14 protein-coding genes are annotated in these 17,063 nt (G+C 73.3%); 6 read left to right on the forward strand and 8 right to left on the reverse strand.

The genetic code is table 11. The features are described 5' to 3' along the window. Positions 1–58 precede the first annotated feature (58 nt). On the reverse strand, positions 59–1,018 hold the full coding sequence (locus AB0F52_RS47930) for an alpha/beta hydrolase (protein WP_360186102.1): 960 nt from the start codon (positions 1,016–1,018) through the stop codon (positions 59–61). 294 nt (positions 1,019–1,312) lie between these two features. Here AB0F52_RS47930 and AB0F52_RS47935 point away from each other — a divergent pair, with 294 nt between their 5' ends. Next, positions 1,313–2,335 carry a helix-turn-helix domain-containing protein gene (locus tag AB0F52_RS47935; RefSeq protein WP_360186105.1) on the forward strand — a complete coding sequence of 341 codons (1,023 nt, stop codon included), beginning with the start codon at positions 1,313–1,315 and terminating at the stop codon, positions 2,333–2,335. Between the two features lie 328 nt (positions 2,336–2,663). Here the strand turns inward: AB0F52_RS47935 and AB0F52_RS47940 are convergent, their stop codons facing one another. After that, the gene (locus tag AB0F52_RS47940) at positions 2,664–3,632 is read right to left on the reverse strand and encodes a TIGR01777 family oxidoreductase (RefSeq protein WP_360186108.1); all 969 of its coding nucleotides are present in this window, start codon (positions 3,630–3,632) and stop codon (positions 2,664–2,666) included. A gap of 387 nt (positions 3,633–4,019) precedes the next feature. Between AB0F52_RS47940 and AB0F52_RS47945 the strand changes: the two genes are divergently transcribed. Beyond that, entirely contained in the window at positions 4,020–5,882 is a 1,863-nt protein-coding gene (locus AB0F52_RS47945) for a hypothetical protein (protein ID WP_360186112.1), read from the forward strand. A 4-nt stretch (positions 5,883–5,886) separates the two neighbouring features. Here AB0F52_RS47945 and AB0F52_RS47950 read toward each other — a convergent pair whose 3' ends face one another. Continuing rightward, a complete protein-coding gene (locus AB0F52_RS47950) occupies positions 5,887–6,666 on the reverse strand; it encodes a prepilin peptidase (RefSeq protein WP_360186115.1) in 780 nt (259 codons plus the stop codon). A 276-nt stretch (positions 6,667–6,942) separates the two neighbouring features. Here AB0F52_RS47950 and AB0F52_RS47955 point away from each other — a divergent pair, with 276 nt between their 5' ends. Both AB0F52_RS47955 and AB0F52_RS47960 read left to right on the forward strand, forming a co-directional pair. Continuing rightward, positions 6,943–7,803, forward strand: coding sequence for a universal stress protein (locus AB0F52_RS47955; protein WP_360186118.1), 861 nt, complete (start codon positions 6,943–6,945; stop codon positions 7,801–7,803). Positions 7,804–7,863: 60 nt separating this feature from the next. After that, the gene (locus AB0F52_RS47960) at positions 7,864–8,280 is read left to right on the forward strand and encodes a hypothetical protein (RefSeq protein ID WP_360186120.1); all 417 of its coding nucleotides are present in this window, start codon (positions 7,864–7,866) and stop codon (positions 8,278–8,280) included. Here AB0F52_RS47960 and AB0F52_RS47965 read toward each other — a convergent pair. Continuing rightward, positions 8,273–8,863, reverse strand: a complete 591-nt coding sequence (locus AB0F52_RS47965; protein ID WP_360186123.1) for a helix-turn-helix domain-containing protein — start codon at positions 8,861–8,863, stop codon at positions 8,273–8,275. The two genes, AB0F52_RS47960 and AB0F52_RS47965, sit on opposite strands and share 8 nt — an antisense overlap. A gap of 37 nt (positions 8,864–8,900) precedes the next feature. On the opposite strand from AB0F52_RS47965, the gene AB0F52_RS47970 reads away from it, so the two are divergent. After that, a complete protein-coding gene (locus AB0F52_RS47970; protein ID WP_360186126.1) occupies positions 8,901–9,248 on the forward strand; it encodes a cytoplasmic protein in 348 nt (115 codons plus the stop codon). A gap of 24 nt (positions 9,249–9,272) precedes the next feature. Here the strand turns inward: AB0F52_RS47970 and AB0F52_RS47975 are convergent, their stop codons facing one another. Beyond that, entirely contained in the window at positions 9,273–9,716 is a 444-nt protein-coding gene (locus tag AB0F52_RS47975) for a DUF6294 family protein (protein ID WP_360186128.1), read from the reverse strand. A 191-nt stretch (positions 9,717–9,907) separates the two neighbouring features. Here AB0F52_RS47975 and AB0F52_RS47980 point away from each other — a divergent pair, with 191 nt between their 5' ends. Then, complete coding sequence (locus AB0F52_RS47980; protein ID WP_360186131.1) at positions 9,908–12,028, forward strand: AfsR/SARP family transcriptional regulator; 2,121 nt, start codon at positions 9,908–9,910, stop codon at positions 12,026–12,028. On the opposite strand, the gene AB0F52_RS47985 is transcribed toward AB0F52_RS47980, so the two are convergent. From AB0F52_RS47985 to AB0F52_RS47995, 3 genes are all read right to left on the reverse strand, one after another. Continuing rightward, complete coding sequence (locus tag AB0F52_RS47985; protein WP_360186134.1) at positions 12,015–12,377, reverse strand: STAS domain-containing protein; 363 nt, start codon at positions 12,375–12,377, stop codon at positions 12,015–12,017. The genes AB0F52_RS47980 and AB0F52_RS47985 overlap by 14 nt on opposite strands. Before the next feature lie 549 nt (positions 12,378–12,926). Continuing rightward, a complete protein-coding gene (locus AB0F52_RS47990) occupies positions 12,927–15,821 on the reverse strand; it encodes a beta-galactosidase (RefSeq protein ID WP_360186137.1) in 2,895 nt (964 codons plus the stop codon). Positions 15,822–15,863: 42 nt separating this feature from the next. Then, positions 15,864–16,850 carry an arabinan endo-1,5-alpha-L-arabinosidase gene (locus tag AB0F52_RS47995; protein WP_360186140.1) on the reverse strand — a complete coding sequence of 329 codons (987 nt, stop codon included), beginning with the start codon at positions 16,848–16,850 and terminating at the stop codon, positions 15,864–15,866. Between the last annotated feature and the right edge of the window lie 213 nt (positions 16,851–17,063).

Raw genomic sequence — 17,063 nt, forward strand, 5'->3', positions numbered from 1 at the left:
CGGCGACCGGCTTTTCCTGTCACGTGACAGGAAAAGCCGGTCGCCGCGCCGCTCTCGCTCAGCCGGCGGTGATGCGGAGGCCGCGTCGCAACGCGTCCAGCTCGTCGGCGAACATGCGGCGGGAGATCTCCGCCGTTTCGACCAGGCTGGAGCCGTGGAACGTCCCCGGGTAGTGGCGGAGCTCGGTCAGGACGCCGGCATGGGCCAGTCGCTGGGCGTAGGTGATTCCCTCGTCGCGCAGGGGGTCGAACTGGCAGGTCGTCACGAACGCGGGCGGCAGCCCGGCCAGGTCGGTGGCGCGCGCCGGGGCGGCGTAGGGCGAGACGTCCGGGCCGCCCGGTTCCGCGCCGAGGTAGCTCGTCCAGCTGTGCACCGCGTTCGGCCGGTTCCAGATCGGCGTGTCGGTGTAGGCCTGCATCGACGGGGTGTCCAGCCGGTCGTCGAGTTCCGGGATGCCGAGGTACTGGAAGCACAGCCGCGGGCCGCCGCGGTCGCGGGCCAGCAGGGCGACCGCGGCCGAGAGGCCACCACCGGCGCTTTCGCCGGCGACGCCGAGGCGCGCCGGGTCGATGCCGAGCTCGTCGGCCTTGGCCGCCACCCAGGTCAGGGCCGCGTAGCAGTCCTCGACCGGCGCCGGGAACGGGTGCTCGGGCGCGAGCCGGTAGTCCACCGAGACGATCACGACGCCCAGTTCGTCGACCAGGCGCAGCACGTGCGCGTCGAAGGTGTCGAGATCGCCCATGACGAACCCGCCGCCGTGGATGTAGAGCAGGCCGGGCACCGTGGTGGCGCGGTTCGCCGGAGTGTAGACGCGGACCGGGACGTCCGGGGCATCGGACGGCCCGGGCACGGCGAAGTCCCGGACGTCGATCGGCTGGGCCGGTTCGTAGGCCGGCAGGACTTCGCTGAGCTGCGCCATCGAGGAGCGCGCGGCCAGGAGGGACTCGTGGTCGGTGAGGGTCACGGCCGGGAGCATGTCCAGCCAGGGCAGCAGCTCGGGATCGATCGCGTAGGTCATGGTCTGATGATCGGCCGCCCGAGGTGACGAGAGCCACCGCCACGCGGCGGCCGTTGCGGCCCGAATCCGCGCCACCCGGCGGCGGCCGATCGTTGCCGTGCGGCAGTGGTGCTCACCGGAGGTATTCCGCGGCGGACCGGCCCGCTGCGACGGTGTTGCGGCCCACGCCATCCGGCAGGGGTCGTTGCCGGGCAGACCCGCGCCATCCGGCGGTGGGCAGGCCCGCGCGGTCCGGTTGCGGCGTTGCCGGGCCGCTGCTCGCCATCCGGTGGCGGGCGCGCCTATCGTGGCGGGATGAAAGGGCTGCTGCTGCGGCTGTCCGGGCTCGACGCCGACGCCGAGAACGCCGTGCGGGTGATCGGGTTCTTCGACCGCCTGATCGCCGGCCGCGCGGGTCTGGACGTTCTCGTGCGCAGCACGGCGGACCTGGCCGGCTGCCCGGTCGGCGTGCACGCCCCCGGCCAAGGTCTGTCGCTGCGTGCTTCGCCCGGCGCCGGCGTCGTCACCCCGGCCGCGGCGCCCGCGGGGGCCGCCACGCGGATGCTCGAAGGCGGCGTGGTCGTGTGGGTGGCCCGGGCGGGCGCGGCCGTCCCGCTCGACGACATGCTGCTCGAACGGTTCGCGATCGCCGCCGCGATCCTGCTGGAGCACTCCGGGGTGCCGCGGCCCGAGCTCGGGGATCCCGCTTTGGTGGAGCTGGTGCTGTCGGAGGACACCGGCACGGCCGAGCGGTCCCGGGCCCTGCACCTGCTCGGCTTCGGCCCGGCGGCGCGGCTGCGCGTGCTCGCGGGCACGGGCGTCGACGCGCTCGCCGGCCGTTCGGCGCGGCTGGGCGGGGTGCGGGCGGTCCTGCTGCCGGGCGAGGTGGCCGCGCTGACGGACGGTGCCCGCGCGGGCATCGGCCCGGAGGGACCGGCGATCGAGGTGGCCCGGTCCTGGGCGGCGGCCCGGACGGCCCTGCGGTTCACCTCGGCGGCGGAGCCGGTGGTGTGGTGGGAGCGGCTGGGCGGCCTGGCCGCGCTCGCGGGCAAACTGGCGCCGGCGGAACTCGCGGAACTGGCTGACGTCCAGGCGCTCGACCGCCTGGCCGCCGAACCCCACGGCGCGGACACGCTGGCGGCCCTGGACGCGCTGTGCGCAACGGGCTCGGCCCGCAAAGCGGCCGCGGCGCTGCACCGCCACCACAGCACGATGCCGGCCAGGCTGGCCCGCGCGGAGGCGGTGCTGGGCTTCGAGGTCGACTCACCGGCCGGCCGCTTCCGCCTCCACCTGGCGTTGGTGCTGCGGCGGCTGCGGGACAACGCCGACCCCGGCTGACCGTCCTGAGTGGACCCGGCACGGCCTCTCCCCCGCGGCAACCATGGACCCGCCCCTGCCGGACCGCCGCGCCCCCTCAGCCGACCGACCCTCCAGGCACGCATGCCGACCCTCCCGATACGCCAGCCGATCCTCCAGGCACGCAAACCGCCCGCCCAAGTCCGCGAGCCGACCGCCCAGGTAAGCCAGCCGGCTGCCCCAGGCACGGCCGATCAGCCAAGCGGGCGAGCCGACCCTCCAGGCACGCAAGCCGACGCCCCAGGTACGCCGGCCGACCATCCAGGTACGCGAACCGACCACCAAGCCCGCGAACCAACGCGTGCCGGGCTCAGCTGACCGTCTTCACCGGCTCTCGTGACCGCTGCACCAAGTCCTCGGCCGCCGCCGGCCACTCCGGGTACGTGAACTCGAACCCCGCCTCGCGCAACCTCCCCGGGGTCACGCGACGGCTCTTCAACAGCAGCTCCGTGTCGCTGCGCAGCACGAACGCACCGATCTCCGCCATCCACTTCGTCGCGGGGAGACCCACGCGCACCCCCGCCGCCGAGCGCAGAGCGCGCAGGAATCGGCCGTACGGCAATGGCTCCGGGGCCGCCAGGTTGACCGGCCCGCTCAGCTCGTCGCGCTCGATGAGGAAATCGATCGCCCGGATCATGTCCTCCTCGTGGATCCAGGACATGTACTGGCCGCCGCCCGCTACCGGGCCGGCCAGGCCCAGGCGCGTCAAGCGCAGGAGCATCGCCAGCGCTCCGCCGGGTTCGGGGCTCATCACCATGGCCGCGCGCAGCGCCACCTTGCGCGTGCCCGGGGTGGCCGCCAGGCGCTGCTCGCGCTCCCAAGCCTTGGCGATGTCGACGCTGTAAGACCAGTAGGCCGGCACGTCCGGCTCGTCGCCGCCGAGAATTCCGGTGGTTTCGTCGTTCGGCGCGTCGAACCTGTGCGCGTAGATCGTCGCCGTGCTCATCTGCAGCCACACCTTCGGCGGCCGGGCCGCGTGGGCGATCGCGCCGCCGACCACCCTCGCCGAGTCGACGCGGGAGTTCAGCATCTCGCGCAGGTTCGCCGGGGTGTACCGGCAGTTCACCGACCGGCCGGCCAGGTTGAGCACGACGTCGCTGCCGTCGATCTCCGCCGTCCACGGGCCCGGGCCGCGGCCGTCCCAGTGGACGTGGCGCACCCCCGGCTCCGGGCGCGCCTCCCGCCTGGTCAGCACCACGACCTCATGCCCCTGCCCGGCCATCGCGCGGCCCAGCACCCGTCCCAGGTGCCCGGTGCCGCCCGGAATCACGATCTTCATGCAAACCCCCTTCGCACTTCGCTGACTTCACGGTACCCCAAGAGTTGAACATGTTCAAGTATTACTCATCACGCGGGGAATTATCACTGCGAGTTACCGATGAAGCCCGAGTACACCGCGCCGTCCGGGACCGGCTTAGAGGCCGTTCAAGATCAGGCGCGCGCTTGAGCGGAAGATCACGGGACGATCTCCGCCATTCGGCCGAACGGGTCGCAAAAGTCGCAGGTCACAGTTCGGGAGTCGGAACTTTTCGCCGGTGAAACGACGGCGTCCCGGCTCGATCCCGCGCGCATAACACGCCCGGCTGCCGATGACAAGGGACCTCCGGCCTTCGCAGTCGGGCCGGTCGCCCGGGGTGAAGATCGCCTCGGAATTCGCACACTCTTCGTGACGGTCCTCACGGACCAGCCGGACCGCGACCGAGTCCCGGCTTCCCGAAATGAACCAGCTTCCAGGAGACTGTCCTTCGCCGACACCAGCGTCCGCACCACGGTGAACCTGCGCGACCAGGCCGCGTCCGCCTACACGGCCGACGGTGCGCTGCAGGCGGGGATCAACGCGATCCGCACCAGCACGTTCACCGGCGCGGCCGGCGAGCACTGCTTCGGCGGCTCCGACACGCTGACCCTGCCGAACTTCGGCGGCACCGGCTCGGCCGCGGTGTCGTGCACCGCCGATCCGGCGAAGGTCCGGATCCAGTGCCCGTCCCTGAGCCTGTGCAACCGGCCGGGCAGCGCGATCCTCACCCTCGGCACGCGGGGCGCCTGCGCGGGCACGATCCGGAGCACGCCCGCGCCCTCGTGCGGCTACGGCGGATCGGCTCTCGGCGCCGACCCCGGCTACGCGCCAGCGTTGACCTCGGTTCCGCCGCGTCAGGCGCTGCCGCCGTGCACCAAGGCGTCTTCGCTGGTCACCTTCCAGCCCGGGTACTACGACGACGCGGCCGGCCTGTCGGCGATGATGTCCAGCAGCAGCAAGTGCAAGGACAGCACGTTCTGGTTCACCCCCGGGACGTACTACTTCGACTTCCACAACAGCGCCGGGGTGCGGCCCCCGTCGCTGTCCGGCGGCGACGACGACGTGTGGACGGTCGACAACGGCTTCCTGGTCGCGGGCACGCCCGTGGACGACAGCGGCCGGATCATCGCCAAGCCGCCGGTCCCGGCGAACATCCCGGGGGCCTGCGACAACCCGATCGACGACGCGAAGGCGGTCGGCGTCCAGTTCGTCTTCGGCGGCGACAGCCGGCTGGCGGTGAAGGCGGGCCAGGCGGAGATCTGCGGCACCTACAGCGCGGACCGGCCGCCGGTCGCCGTCTACGGGCTGACCTCGGGCGCGGAGTCGCCGGTGACGGCGACACTCGTGCCCGGTTCCGTCACGGGCGGCTTCGCCGGCACGGCCGCCGTGCTGTCCAAAGTGGATGGATCCGGGGCGACCTGGGCCGCTCCCGGCAAGAGCGGGGGCAACGCCACCCTGACCGCCGCCGGCTTCTCCCCCGCCGCGGCACCGCCCGCCGGGACGATCCTGACTTCGGCGAAGGTCCGGGTGGTCCACCGCAACGACAACGGCGCGAGCAAGGACTCGCGCACGGCCCAGTTCACGCCGGCGGGGAGCTCGCCGATCCCGCTGAGCCTGTCCGCCCCCGGCGACGGCTCGGCCGCCACCGATGTCACCGACGTGACCAGCCAGCTGGCCCAGGCGGTGTACGACGGCACCTTCGCCGGTGGGCAGCTGGGCTACGCCGTGGACGTCAAGCACGAAGGCACGGAACTGGTGGATGCGCTCCAGCTGGAGCTCACCTACACCCCACCCGCGCTGCGGGCCGAGAGCGGCTGCACCCAGCTGACGTACCCGAGCCCTTCGGCGTGTGCGCTGCTCACGGCGGTCAACAACTTCGGCAACCGGTTCTACGTGCAGGGAACGACGTACGCGCCGAAAGCCGTCCTCGACGTCACGCTGAACAACGCGACCGAACCGATCTTCCGCTTCGGCGTCGTCGCGCGGTCGTTGTGGGTGAAGGAAACCGGGAGCGTGACGTTCACCGGGGCGGTCATCGAGGTCCCGGACGACTCGCCGGGCTTCGTCTTCGGTGTCTACCTGTCCGCTTACGTGTGTCCCGGCTCGGGGACGTGCGTGCCGTCCGGGACGCCGTCGGCCCGGGCACGGGTGGCCTATGTGGACGGTGACCCGACGAATCCGGTGGCGGGGGCGCGTCAGGTGTCGGTGCTGAGCTGGTCGGGGAACCGGTGACCGCTCAGGCCAGGCCGGTCAGCCGCTGGTAGGCCTGGCCGAGCGGGCCGGCCGCGAAGATCGCCAGCAGTGCGGCGGCGATCATGAACGGCCCGAACGGCAGTGCCGTCTTGCGGCCGCCCCGGCCGGTCGCCAGCACCACGACGCCGGCGACCGCGCCGAGCAGGAACCCGCCGAACGCCCCGATGAGCAGCGCCGGCCAGGACAAGTAGGCGAGGATCCCGCCGAGGAGGCCCGCGAGCTTGACGTCACCGAAGCCCATGCCCGCCGGGTACGCCAGGGCGAGGACGAGGTAGAAGCCGAACAGCGCGGCGCCGCCGATCCCGGCGCGGGCGAGGGACCACCAGTCGCCGCGCCACCAGGCCGACGCCGTCAGCAGGAGGGCGAGTACGGGGTACGACGGCAGCACGATGGCGTCCGGCAGGCGGCGGCAGTCGAGGTCGATCAGGGCCAGGGCGAGCCCGATCGCGCCGAAGTAGAGGAACGCGGGCAGGTCCGGCGGGTCGAGCCGCAGGGCCAGCAGCGCGAACAGCACGGCGGTGCCGAACTCGACCAGCGGGTACCGGACGCTGATCCGGGCGCCGCAGCCCGCGCAGCGGCCGCGCAGGACGAGCCAGCCGAAGACGGGGACGTTGTGCCGGGTCTTGATCGTCTGCCCGCAGCCCGGGCAGTGCGACGGCGGCCGGACGACCGACTCGCCCCGCGGCACGCGGTGGATCACGACGTTGAGGAACGACCCGACGAGCAGGCCGAGCACCGCCGCGGCCACCACCAGCACCGCCATCGGGCTCCTTCGTCAGGGGAACGACCGCCGCAGATCTTGCCCGACCCGGCTCCGCCCCGCGACCGGACGACACGTACCCAGGCGGACGACTCGCGCACCGCAACGGACGACACCCGTACCCAGGAGGACGACACACCGGCCGACCACAGGCCTGCTCGTGTCGTCCGTCCAGGTACGCGTGTCGTCCGGCTGGGTACGCGTGTCGTCCGGCTGGGTGGGTGAGTTGCCCGGGGAATTCCGGTCCCGGGGCGGGCGGACGGGCCTACAGTCTTGGAGGTGACCGCCGCCGGATTGCCGATCGTCGCCGGGGTGGACGGGTCGGCCGAGTCGCTCGATGCCGTCCGCTGGGCCGCGCGGACCGCCCGGCTGCGGGCGGCGCCGCTGGAGGTCGTGCACGCCCTCGATGTTCCGGCCCTGCTCACCGGCGGGGTCGTGCCGCCGCCCGAAGAGATGGTCGACGCCCTGCGCGCCCGGGGGCGGCGGGCGCTGCGGACCGCGCAGGAGCTGGCCGCCGCGCAGGGGGTTCCCGGCGCGGCCACCCGGCTCGATCCCGACCGCGCCGCCCAAGCCCTGATCGAGGCGTCGCGGTCGGCCGCGCTGCTCGTCGTCGGGTCGACCGGGCACGGCCGGCTCACCAGCCTGCTCGCGGGGTCGGTCGCCGCGGCCGTCGGCACCCACGCCCGCTGCGACACCGTCGTCGTCCGCGGGGACAGCTGGGACGAACCCGGCGCGGCCGACCGGCCGGTGGTCACCGGCGTCGACGGCAGCGAAGCCGGCGCCCGGGTCCTGGCGGCCGCACTCACCGAAGCCCGCGCCCGCCACGCGCCGCTGGTGGTCCTGCACGCGTGGGCGGACAGCCCGCCGCCACACCGGGATCCCCGGTGCGTCACCGAGGCGGGACGCCGGCTGCTCGGCGAGCGGGTGGACGCCCAGGACACCGGCGACGTCGCGGTCGAGCAGATCGTCGTGCACGCGCACCCGCGGAAGGAACTGGTCGAGCGCAGCGCCACCGCCCAGCTCGTCGTTCTCGGCGACCGCGGCCGCGGCGGGTTCCCCGGGCTGCTGCTCGGCTCCACCGGGCAGGCCCTCCTGCACCACGCCGCCTGTCCGGTCCTCCTGGTGCGCACCACCGCGTGAAGGGAAGCGGAACGGAAGCGGAACCGGGCAGGATGACGGGGAAGCCAGCGGGAGGAAGAAATGAAGACTGCGGTACAGGCCGGGCTGGTGGCGCTGGGGGCGCTGCTGGCCGGCACGACGGTTCCGGCCACGGCCGAGGCGGCGACCATCCAGCGGACGGCCAGCTGCCACGCCGGCGACTTCAGCGGCAGGTTGACCCTCCGCTACGAGGCCGTCGGCTTCGACTACCGCGTGGTCGGCGGGTACACCACGTCGGGGCCGTACATCGGCGACGTCGCGGGCAAAGTCTCCCTGCGGATTTCGTACCGCAGCGGATCGGCGACGCACACGGTGTACTCGCAGTCGTCGGCGACGACCGGGAACACGAACTTTTCCCTGCCGACGACCACCACCGTGCCGGCCACGTCCATGGGCACCGCGGCGGCGACGTTCGACAACGGCTCGGCGTCCTGCACCGCGGTGGTGCCGATCAGCTAGCCGCCGGGTCGAGGGCCGCGCGCAGGATCGCGCGGGCCGAACCGGCCAGGACCTCGGCCGCCCGGGCGCGGTCGAGGCCGCCGATGTCGGTCAGCCAGACCAGGGACTCGATGCCCGTCGCCGAGCGGATCGCCACCGCCAGGGCGTGGACGTCCAGCGTTCCCGCGAGCGGGGCCAGTGCCTCCTCGATCCAGCGGATCGCCCGGCCGCGCCGCAGCACCGGCTGCGGCGCGCCGGGCTCCAGGGAGAGCCTCAGCTGCGCGCGCAGCTGGGGCTCCCAGCGCAGCGTGAACTCGATGAACGCCCGCATCACCAGGTCGAGGCGGGCGGCCGGGTCGGCGGGCGCGTCCGCGGGCAGCAGGCCCGCGTCGTCCTGGATCTCCGGGTACGCCGCCAGCAGCAGCGCGCGCTGGTTCGGGAAGTAGCGGTAGGCCGTGGTGCGGGAGATCCCGGCCGCCTCGGCGGCGTCCTCGACCGTCGGTGCGGCGCCGTTCGCGAGCAGTTCGTGCGCCGCGGCGACCAGGGCCGCCCGCGTCCGTCCCTTCTGCCGGCTCCGGCCCGTGGACTCGTACGGGACATCCATGCCATCATGGTACTCACGTCCCACGAAGGAGGCCGCCATGACCGGTGACCCGGCCGAAACGAATCCCGAGCTGTACCGGGTGGTTTTCGAGAACGAGCGGGTGCGGGTCCTGGAGTACCAGGACGTCCCCGGCGACCGGACCGCGCCGCACCGGCACCCCGACACGGTGATGGTCACGCTGAGCGCGTTCAGCCGCCGGATCTCCGCCGGCGACCGTGAGGTCGGCGTGGAGCTGCCCGCCGGCGCGGTGCGCTGGGTCGCGGCCCAGGAGCACTCGGGCGAGAACGTCGGCGGCACGCCGTCGCACGCGATGTTCGTCGAACTCAAGGAACCGCGGCCCGGCGGGGCCGTGGCGGGCACCGCCCTGGGTCCCGGCGCATCGTGACCCAGGGCGGTTCTCACCCCGCCGTCAGCAGCTCGAGTGCTGAATGGTCTTGAAGATGTTGACAGCGCCGAAGAGCGACGCGTCGTAAGTGAAGTGCTTCGTCCAGAAGTAGCGCGGCGGCGGGTTGCCGTCGTCCATCCGCGGGCTGTCGAACGTGCCCGCGGAGAACAGCTTCGTCCCGGCCGTGGTCTTGAAGTCGAAGCTGGAGTGCCAGACGTCGCCGGTGTGCGTCTGGAACGTCAGCGTCGTCGCGCTCCAGTCACCCGTGCCGTCCGACCGGATCACCATGGTGCCGTTGTCCTGCTCGCAGTCGCCGGTGTGCAACTGGCCCCACGTGGCGCTTTTCACCTCGAGGACCGCTGCGCTGTGCGCCGGCGCCGCGGTCGCCGCCGGCGCGCCCGCCAGCACCGCCGCCCCCGTCGCCGCGAGGGCGAAAACCGGTGCGAGACCCCGAATCATGCGTTTCATGGACTTCCTCCCGAGGAACCGGTGGCCGCGGACCCTCCCGGTCCGCGCTGGACGAGCCTCGCAGCGCCCGTCGACCATCGGTCGACAGTTCGTCGACGGAGGTCCACTTCGGCGTCGGACGTATCCCGGGCGGCGCGGCCCGCTCCTGTACGCCGAAGCGCGCGGGATAACCGCGTCGCGGAGGGGCGGGCATGGGCGGGGTGGACCTCGGGGTGCTGGGACCGTTCGAAGTGCGGCTGGACGGCGAGCCGCGCGACGTCGGGGGGCCGCGCCTGCGGACCCTGCTGGCGGTGCTGGCGGCGGAGGCGGGCCGGGTGGTCAGCGTCGCCGCGCTGGGCCGCGCGCTGTGGGGTGAGGAGGCGCCCGCGCACGCCGGCCGAACCGTGCGGACGTACCTCTCCCGGCTGCGCGGCACGGTGGGTTCCGGCGCGATCGTGACCCGGCCGCCGGGATACGTCCTGCACCTGGCGACCGACGCCCTCGACGCCGCGCGGTTCGAAGGGCTCGCCGCCGACGGACGGCGGGTACTGGCCGCCGGGGAACCCGCCACCGCCCGGGAACGGCTGACCGCCGCGCTGGCCCTGTGGCGCGGGCACGCCGCCTACGAGGAGTTCGGTGACGTGGAAACCCTGGCCGCGGAAGGGATGCGGCTCGACCGGCTGCGCCACGACGCCGTCCAGGACCGGATCGACGCCGACCTCGCGACCGGCGAGGACACCGGGCTGATCGCCGAACTGGAGGCGCTGACCGCCGCGTTCCCCGGCCACGAACGGCTGTGGGCGCAGCTGATGACCGCGTTCTACCGGGCCGGGCGGCAGAGTGACGCGCTGGAGGCGTTCCGGCGCGCCCGGCACGGCCTGATCACCGCGTCCGGGGTGGAGCCGTCGCCGGTGCTGGCGCAGGTGCACCGCCAGGTGCTCGCCCACGACCCGGCCCTGCTCGCCGCCCGGGCGACGGCGGTGGTGACCACCCCCGACGACGCCCTCGCCGCGGGCGAACACGCGCTGCTCGAGGACGGCGACCTCCGGACCGGCCGGGAACACTTCGAAACCGCCTACGTCCGGGCCGAGCGGGCCGGGGACGCCACCGCGCTCGCCCGCGCGGCCCTCGGCCTGGGCGGGGTGTGGGTGCACGAGCACCGGACGGCCGTCGCGGCGGCGTCGCTGCTGACGCGGCTGCGGCACGCGCTGGCCCAGGTGGATCCCGGATCCACGCTGGGCCAGCGGCTCCAGGTCCGGTTGGCGGCCGAACTGGACTACGAAGCGGGCACGCACGAGCGCGTCCTCGCGGCGGCCGAGCGGACGCGGGCGGCGGGCGACCCGATCGTGCACACCGAAGCGCTGAGCCTGGCCCACCACTGCCTGCTCGGCCCGGACCACACGCGGCGGCGGCACGCCCTCGCGACGGAGCTGGTCGGGGTGAGCAGCCGCTCGGGACGGCGCACCGACCTGGTGATGGGCGTGCTGTGGGACACCGTCGACCTGTTCCTGACCGGCGACCCGCACGCCGAGCGGCGGCTCGGCGAGCTCGACGACCTGCTGGTCGAGCGCAAGCACCTGGCGGCGGGCTTCGTGGCCGACGCGCTCAAGATCATGCTGGCCATCCGCGCCGGCCGGTTCCGCGAGGCCGAAGCCGGGGCGCAGGCCTGCGCCTTGGCCGGCCAGTCGGCGGGCGACTCCGACGCACTCGGCTGGTACGGCGCGCAACTGGTGGCGATCCGGTGGTTCCAGGGCCGGCTCGGCGAGCTGGTGCCGGTGCTGGACGGCCTGATGCACTCGCCGACGCTCAGCCCGATCGACAACTCGTACTACGCGGCGCTCGCCGTGGCGGCGGCGTCGGCCGGCGACCGCCGCACGGCCGCCGGCGCGCTGGCGCGGCTGTGCGGCGAGGACCTGGGTGCGTTGCCGCGGTCGAGCACCTGGCTGACTTCGCTGTGCGGCGCGGCGGAAACGGCCTACCTGCTGGACGATCGGGCGACGGCGGTGCGGATCCACGAGCTGCTGACGCCGTTCGCGCAGTTGCCGGTGATGCCGAGCCTGGGCATCGCGTGTTTCGGCTCGGTCCACCACCCGCTCGGGACCACGGCCCTGACGGCCGGGGACCCGGACCGGGCGGTGACGCACCTGCGGGCCGCGGTCCGGCACAACCTCGCGCTGGCCCACTGGCCCGCCGTGGTGTTTTCACGCCGCCGGCACGCCGAGGCGTTGCTCCGCCGTGGAGGTCCGGGTGACGGGGCGGCCGCGGACCGGGAGCTGGCCGCGGCCGACGAAGAGGCACGGACGTTCACCGAGCCGTCCGTCACCGGGCGATGAGCTGAGGCTCCGGCCGGCCTTCCAGCCGGAACAGCGGAGCGACCGCGGCGAGGTCCAAGGCGCGCCGCACCACGCCGGACGGCTTCAGCGCCAGGTCGATCCCCGCGTCGGCACAGCGAGCCCGCAGGCGGCCCAGCGACGCCACGCCCGTCACGCCGCAGAAACCCACACCCAGCAGGTCGACCACCAGCCGCCGCGGGGCCGCCGCGACCGCGCGGTCGAGTTCCTCGTCGAGCCGTGAGCGCGTCACCATGTCGATTTCGCCCGTGACCGTGACCCGCAGCGTTCCCGGACGGGGCTCCGCCGTCTTCGCGGTCAGCAGCAGCGCGGCCAGGTCGGGGGCGTTCATCGAGGTGCTCCTTCCACGGAAATCAACGTCGAGTGATCACTTCCTACCCCAGTGTCGACGGATCCAAACACCTTCGGCCGGCTGATCCGGGCCGGCCGGCCGAAGCCCCATGCCCCTGGGCAAGCCGCGCTGCGGCGGCCGAGTGGACGGCCGACGAATGCTGCCGCCCCGCCGGACTCGGGTTGCCCGACTCAGCGCGGGCCAGCGCGCGCCGCTGCACACCATGGCCTCCGACGAACCAACGCTTCCAGCCAGCTGCTCTTGCCGGCCGGGTCGAAGCCCATCGTCACCTGGGCAAGCCGCGCGGTGTCGGCCGACGGCGCCGCGCCGACCGGAGAGCTCCGCCGGACCCGGGCAGCCCAACGCGGCCCGGGTCAGCGGGCCGCTTCAGACCAGGGCCTCGACCCGGAGCACCCGCGTCCGGACGCACACCGATGCCTACGCCGACACCCGAAGGTCCGGGTGTCGGCGGAACATCCCCGCCCACGCCGCCGCGCGGGGCTGGTCGGCAAGGCGGCCGACGGCGCCGCGCCGACCGCGCCGTCACTCTCAGCGCCGCCACCCCGGTGAGAACACCGGCCGGACCGGGACGCCGCCGCGGGCCGTGCCCAAGTCCGTCAGCGCGACCTTCTCCAGGCCGTTGCCCGGGCCGCCGTCGCTGGTCACCGCCAGGGCCAGGGTGTTGCGGCCGTGGGGGTCGAGGATTCCGTTCGGCAGCACGAACGTGTGCTGCGGCCCGACGTCCCCGATGTACTGGCCGACGTTCCAGCCGTTGAGGAACACCAGCACCCGGTAGCGGCCGCCGGAGCGGGGCTTCGCGGGATCGCCGATCGTCAGGCCCACCGAAGTGTCCTGGTCGCGCGGGACCCGCAGCGAGAACGTCGTGCGGTACCACGTCGTCCCGGGGTCGGCCGCCGGTGCGGGCACCGGCGACGGCGTCCAGGCGCGGTCCGGGAAGCCGGGCAGGTGCCAGCCCGCGCGTTCGCCCGCGAGACCGCCGTTGTTCAGCGGGCCGCGCACCGGGTCCGCCGTGCCGCCCTGGAGCTTCCACGCCACTCCGGGCAGGGACGACGAGATGAGCCCCCGGCCTTCCTTGTGGGCGTCGTTGACGCCGCCGTCCTCGTTGTGGCCGTTGTTCCGGACCATCACCGAAAGCACGTGCGGGCCGTCGCCGCGCAGGCCTTCGGGGACGGTGAACGCCGCGGTGCCGGTCGTCGGCGGGGCGGGCAGCGCCGACGGCACGACGTGCTGGCCCAGGTACTGCCCGTCCAGCCACGCCTGCAGCATCCCGGCACCCCCGCCGCCGTAGCGGAGACTGACCTGCTCCCCCGGCGTCCCGGTGAACCGGCCGCGGTACCAGACGTCGCCGACGCCGAAGCCGTAGTCGTCCGCGGTCAGCACCGGCTGCCCGGCCGGCGGCGGGGTGGTGCTGTTCGTCGTGGTCCGGTCCGCGGCCGGCCAGGCCGAGTCGTCGTACGCCGGTTCGGCTTCCGGGGACCCCGGCGCCGAGCGCCAGCCGGTGAGCTCGGGCAGGCGCGGGTCGGCGGGGCCGGGCAGCGGCCGGAAGGCCAGCAGGCTGCCCGACGCCGTGGGCCGCATCGGCACCGGGGCGCCGTTCCACCACAGCAGCGGGCTGCGGGCGCCCCACACCTCGAGGTCCCTCGGCGCCTTCGTGTCGCCGGTCAGCACGAACCCGGCCTGGGCGGTGCGCACCAGGTCCGGCCCGCGCACGAGCAGGCCGTCGACCGGCCAGAACGTGTCGGCGGTCGCGTCGTCGGCGAGCAGCAGCGTGACGGCCGGGCGGCCGCCACCACTGATCCGGACCCGCGCGAGCCCGTCGTGGCGGTAGTTCAGGCGCAGGTCGTTGCCGGACCAGGTGGTCGTGACGTCCCCGGCGAGGACGTCCACGCGCGGCCGCGTCGCGTACCGCAGCACCGTTTCGCCGTCCTCGCCCGGCCGGCCGTGCAGCAGCACGGTCCCGGCGGCCTGGGCCATCAGCTCGGACGTCGAGTACACGAGGTGCTGACCCGCGACGTCGAAGTTCGCCACCAGGTACTTCGCGTCCTGCCCGGTCAGCCGGACCGGCACGGTGTAGTCACCGTCCGATGTGGACAGCGGGAAGGTGAACGCGTCGTCCGTCGTGGCGTTCGACGGCGAGTGCACCGGCAGGTAGAAGTGCACGCCCGTGTCCGGGTTGACGTTGTGGTAGACCTTCACCGCGGCCGACGACGGCGTCACCGGCGCCGCACGGTCCATTTTGGCCAGATCCGGGACGGTGGCCAGGAACCCGCCGATCTCCTTCATCGTCAACGCCTTCGGCCGGAGCTGACGTCCTTCGTCGATCGCCGCGCCGTAGTCGTAGGAGCTGTAGACCACCGGCGCCGGGAGCCCGCCCCACGACGTGCCGCCGAAGGTCATGTAGAAGTTCTGGAGGGTCAGGCCGTTCGCCAGGTTGGTGCCGTAGAAGACGCGCTCGTAGCCCGGCCCCTGCCGCACCGCGGTGCACGGGTAGGTGCCGTTGCTGCCCCAGTAGTCGAACCAGCCGCCGCCGAACTCGGCGACGAACCCGGGCGTGTTCGGCGACGCGCTCGCGCCGCCCTTCGCCCCGCCCGGCCCGTACGTCCCCCAGTCCGGGGCGGTGTTCGGGTTGCCCGGGGTCGCGTCGGTCCGGCAGGTGCCGCCGGGGTAGCCGTCGAAGGCGTAGAGGTCGACCTTGCCTTCGACGGTGCCGGGCACGCCGGAGCCGGGCGGTACCCAGATGCCGTTGCGGCCCTTGTCGTTGTGGAAGACCGGGACGGTGATCCCGTCGGCCCGCACCTTGTCGTAGAGGTGCGCGACGTAGTTGCGCTGCGCGGTCCCGGTGGCGGAAAGCTCGTTCTCGATCTGGTAGAGGATCACCGAGCCCCGGCCGTCGGTGTACTGGTGGCGGGCGATGATCCGATCGATCGCGCTCAGCCATTCGTCGGCCGCGGCGAGGTAGTCGGGCGCGTCGCTGCGGGCCCGGCCGGCCTGCGTGCTCAGCCAGGCCGGGAAGCCGCCGCCGGTGACCTCGGCGTTGATGTACGGGCCGGGCCGCGCGATGACGTACAGCCCGGCTTCGGCGGCGAGGTCGAGCACGCGGTCCATGTCGCGGACGCCGGTGAAGTCGTACACCCCGGGCGCCGGCGAGTGGTAGTTCCAGTCGAAGTAGATCGAGACCGCCGTGTAGCCGGTGGCCTTCATCTTCTGCAGGACGTCACGCCACAGGTCCGGGCTGGGCAGCCGGAACGGGTGGAACTCCCCCGACCAGACGACCTGGCGGCGGCCGTCCAGCATGAGCGAGTACTTGTCGAAGGTGACCTGGTGCTTCGGCGTCGGAGCCGGAGCGGCCGACGCCGGCGCCGGTGCCGCACAAAGCCCGGTCGCGACGAGCAGAGCGAGGAGGAACGACAGGAACCGGTGCATGGACGGACTTCCGATCGGCGAGGTATAGGTCGTTATACGCAATCAGTACACGTAGGGCCAGCCGGCGCTGTCGTAGCCGATGAGGTTGATGCCGAGCTTGCCCGTCAGCGGCGTCGCGTCCGAGTAGTAGTAGTGGTAGATCAGCACGTCGGCGTCCGTGTCGTGCAGCACGGCCACGTGGCCGGGGCCGTGGACGGCGCCGTGGCTCGCGAGGATCTGCGTGCCGCCGCCGGCGGTCATCCGAACGCCGTTTCGATCGGTGTACGGGCCGGTGATCGACGTCGATCGGCCGACCATCACGCGGTAGGTGCTCTTCGTGCCCTGGCAGCACAGGTCCCACGAGACGAACAGGTAGTAGTAGCCGCCGTGCTGGATGATGTAGGGCGCTTCTTCGGCGGACGTGCTGCCGGTGCGCTGGGCGATGCTCCGCAGCGCGGTGTCGGTGGTGCTGCGCTTGCCGGTGGCCGGGTCGAGCCGGATCATCTTGATCCCGGTCCACCAGGAGCCGAAGCTCAGCCACCAGCGGCCGGAGGAGTCGACGAACAGGTTCGGGTCGATCGCGTTGTAGTCGTTGCTCGTGCTCGTCTGCACGACGATCCCCTGGTTGGTCCAGCTGCCGGGCAGGCCGGTGGTGCTGGTGGCGAGGAAGATCGCCGAGTTGCGGGAGCCGAGCGACGAAGCCGCGTAGTAGAGGTAGTACTTGCCGTTGTGGAACGAAATGTCCGGCGCCCAGAGGTACTCCGGCTTGGCCGGGTCGGTGAAGGGCGCGGTCCACGGGGCGCCGTTCGGCCAGACCGAGCCGATCTTCGAGAAGTGGATCCGGTCGGTCGAGCGGCGGATCTGCAGGTACTGGTCGGTCGAGTAGAGCAGGTAGCTGCCGTCCGCCGCGCGGATCATCGACGGGTCGTGCACCGCCTCGATGTCCCCGGTCACGTAACCGGGGTCCGGGTAGGTCGCGGCCTGCGCGGTGGGGGCGCTCAGCAGGGCGGCGGCGACGGCGATGAGGGCCGGGAGGCGGCGCAGGCTCATGGGTTGTCCTCGGTTCGACGCTGATCCTGGACGTTGTTAACGCTAACAAGATCTGACGGGCAAATGGTCGACGGTCCCGCGCGGGGCGTCAAGGGCCGGACGGAGGTCCGGTGGCGCCGGCGCGGTGTGGGGTGTTTTTTAATCGGAGCGGGGGGGGGGGCGCAAGAGAGATAAAGGAGGGGGGGGGGGGGGGGGCCCCCCGGGCCAGAGACC

The organism is Amycolatopsis sp. NPDC024027, assembly GCF_040638975.1.
Lineage (GTDB): Bacteria > Actinomycetota > Actinomycetes > Mycobacteriales > Pseudonocardiaceae > Amycolatopsis.

Excerpts from the sequence above, each read along its gene's own strand:
- AB0F52_RS47930 (WP_360186102.1), bottom strand. The coding sequence starts at position 1,018 with ATGACCTACGCGATCGATCCCGAGCTGCTGCCCTGGCTGGACATGCTC.
- AB0F52_RS47935 (WP_360186105.1), top strand. The coding sequence starts at position 1,313 with ATGAAAGGGCTGCTGCTGCGGCTGTCCGGGCTCGACGCCGACGCCGAG.
- AB0F52_RS47940 (WP_360186108.1), bottom strand. The coding sequence starts at position 3,632 with ATGAAGATCGTGATTCCGGGCGGCACCGGGCACCTGGGACGGGTGCTG.
- AB0F52_RS47950 (WP_360186115.1), bottom strand. The coding sequence starts at position 6,666 with ATGGCGGTGCTGGTGGTGGCCGCGGCGGTGCTCGGCCTGCTCGTCGGG.
- AB0F52_RS47960 (WP_360186120.1), top strand. The coding sequence starts at position 7,864 with ATGAAGACTGCGGTACAGGCCGGGCTGGTGGCGCTGGGGGCGCTGCTG.
- AB0F52_RS47965 (WP_360186123.1), bottom strand. The coding sequence starts at position 8,863 with ATGGATGTCCCGTACGAGTCCACGGGCCGGAGCCGGCAGAAGGGACGG.
- AB0F52_RS47970 (WP_360186126.1), top strand. The coding sequence starts at position 8,901 with ATGACCGGTGACCCGGCCGAAACGAATCCCGAGCTGTACCGGGTGGTT.
- AB0F52_RS47975 (WP_360186128.1), bottom strand. The coding sequence starts at position 9,716 with ATGAAACGCATGATTCGGGGTCTCGCACCGGTTTTCGCCCTCGCGGCG.
- AB0F52_RS47980 (WP_360186131.1), top strand. The coding sequence starts at position 9,908 with ATGGGCGGGGTGGACCTCGGGGTGCTGGGACCGTTCGAAGTGCGGCTG.
- AB0F52_RS47985 (WP_360186134.1), bottom strand. The coding sequence starts at position 12,377 with ATGAACGCCCCCGACCTGGCCGCGCTGCTGCTGACCGCGAAGACGGCG.
- AB0F52_RS47990 (WP_360186137.1), bottom strand. The coding sequence starts at position 15,821 with ATGCACCGGTTCCTGTCGTTCCTCCTCGCTCTGCTCGTCGCGACCGGG.
- AB0F52_RS47995 (WP_360186140.1), bottom strand. The coding sequence starts at position 16,850 with ATGAGCCTGCGCCGCCTCCCGGCCCTCATCGCCGTCGCCGCCGCCCTG.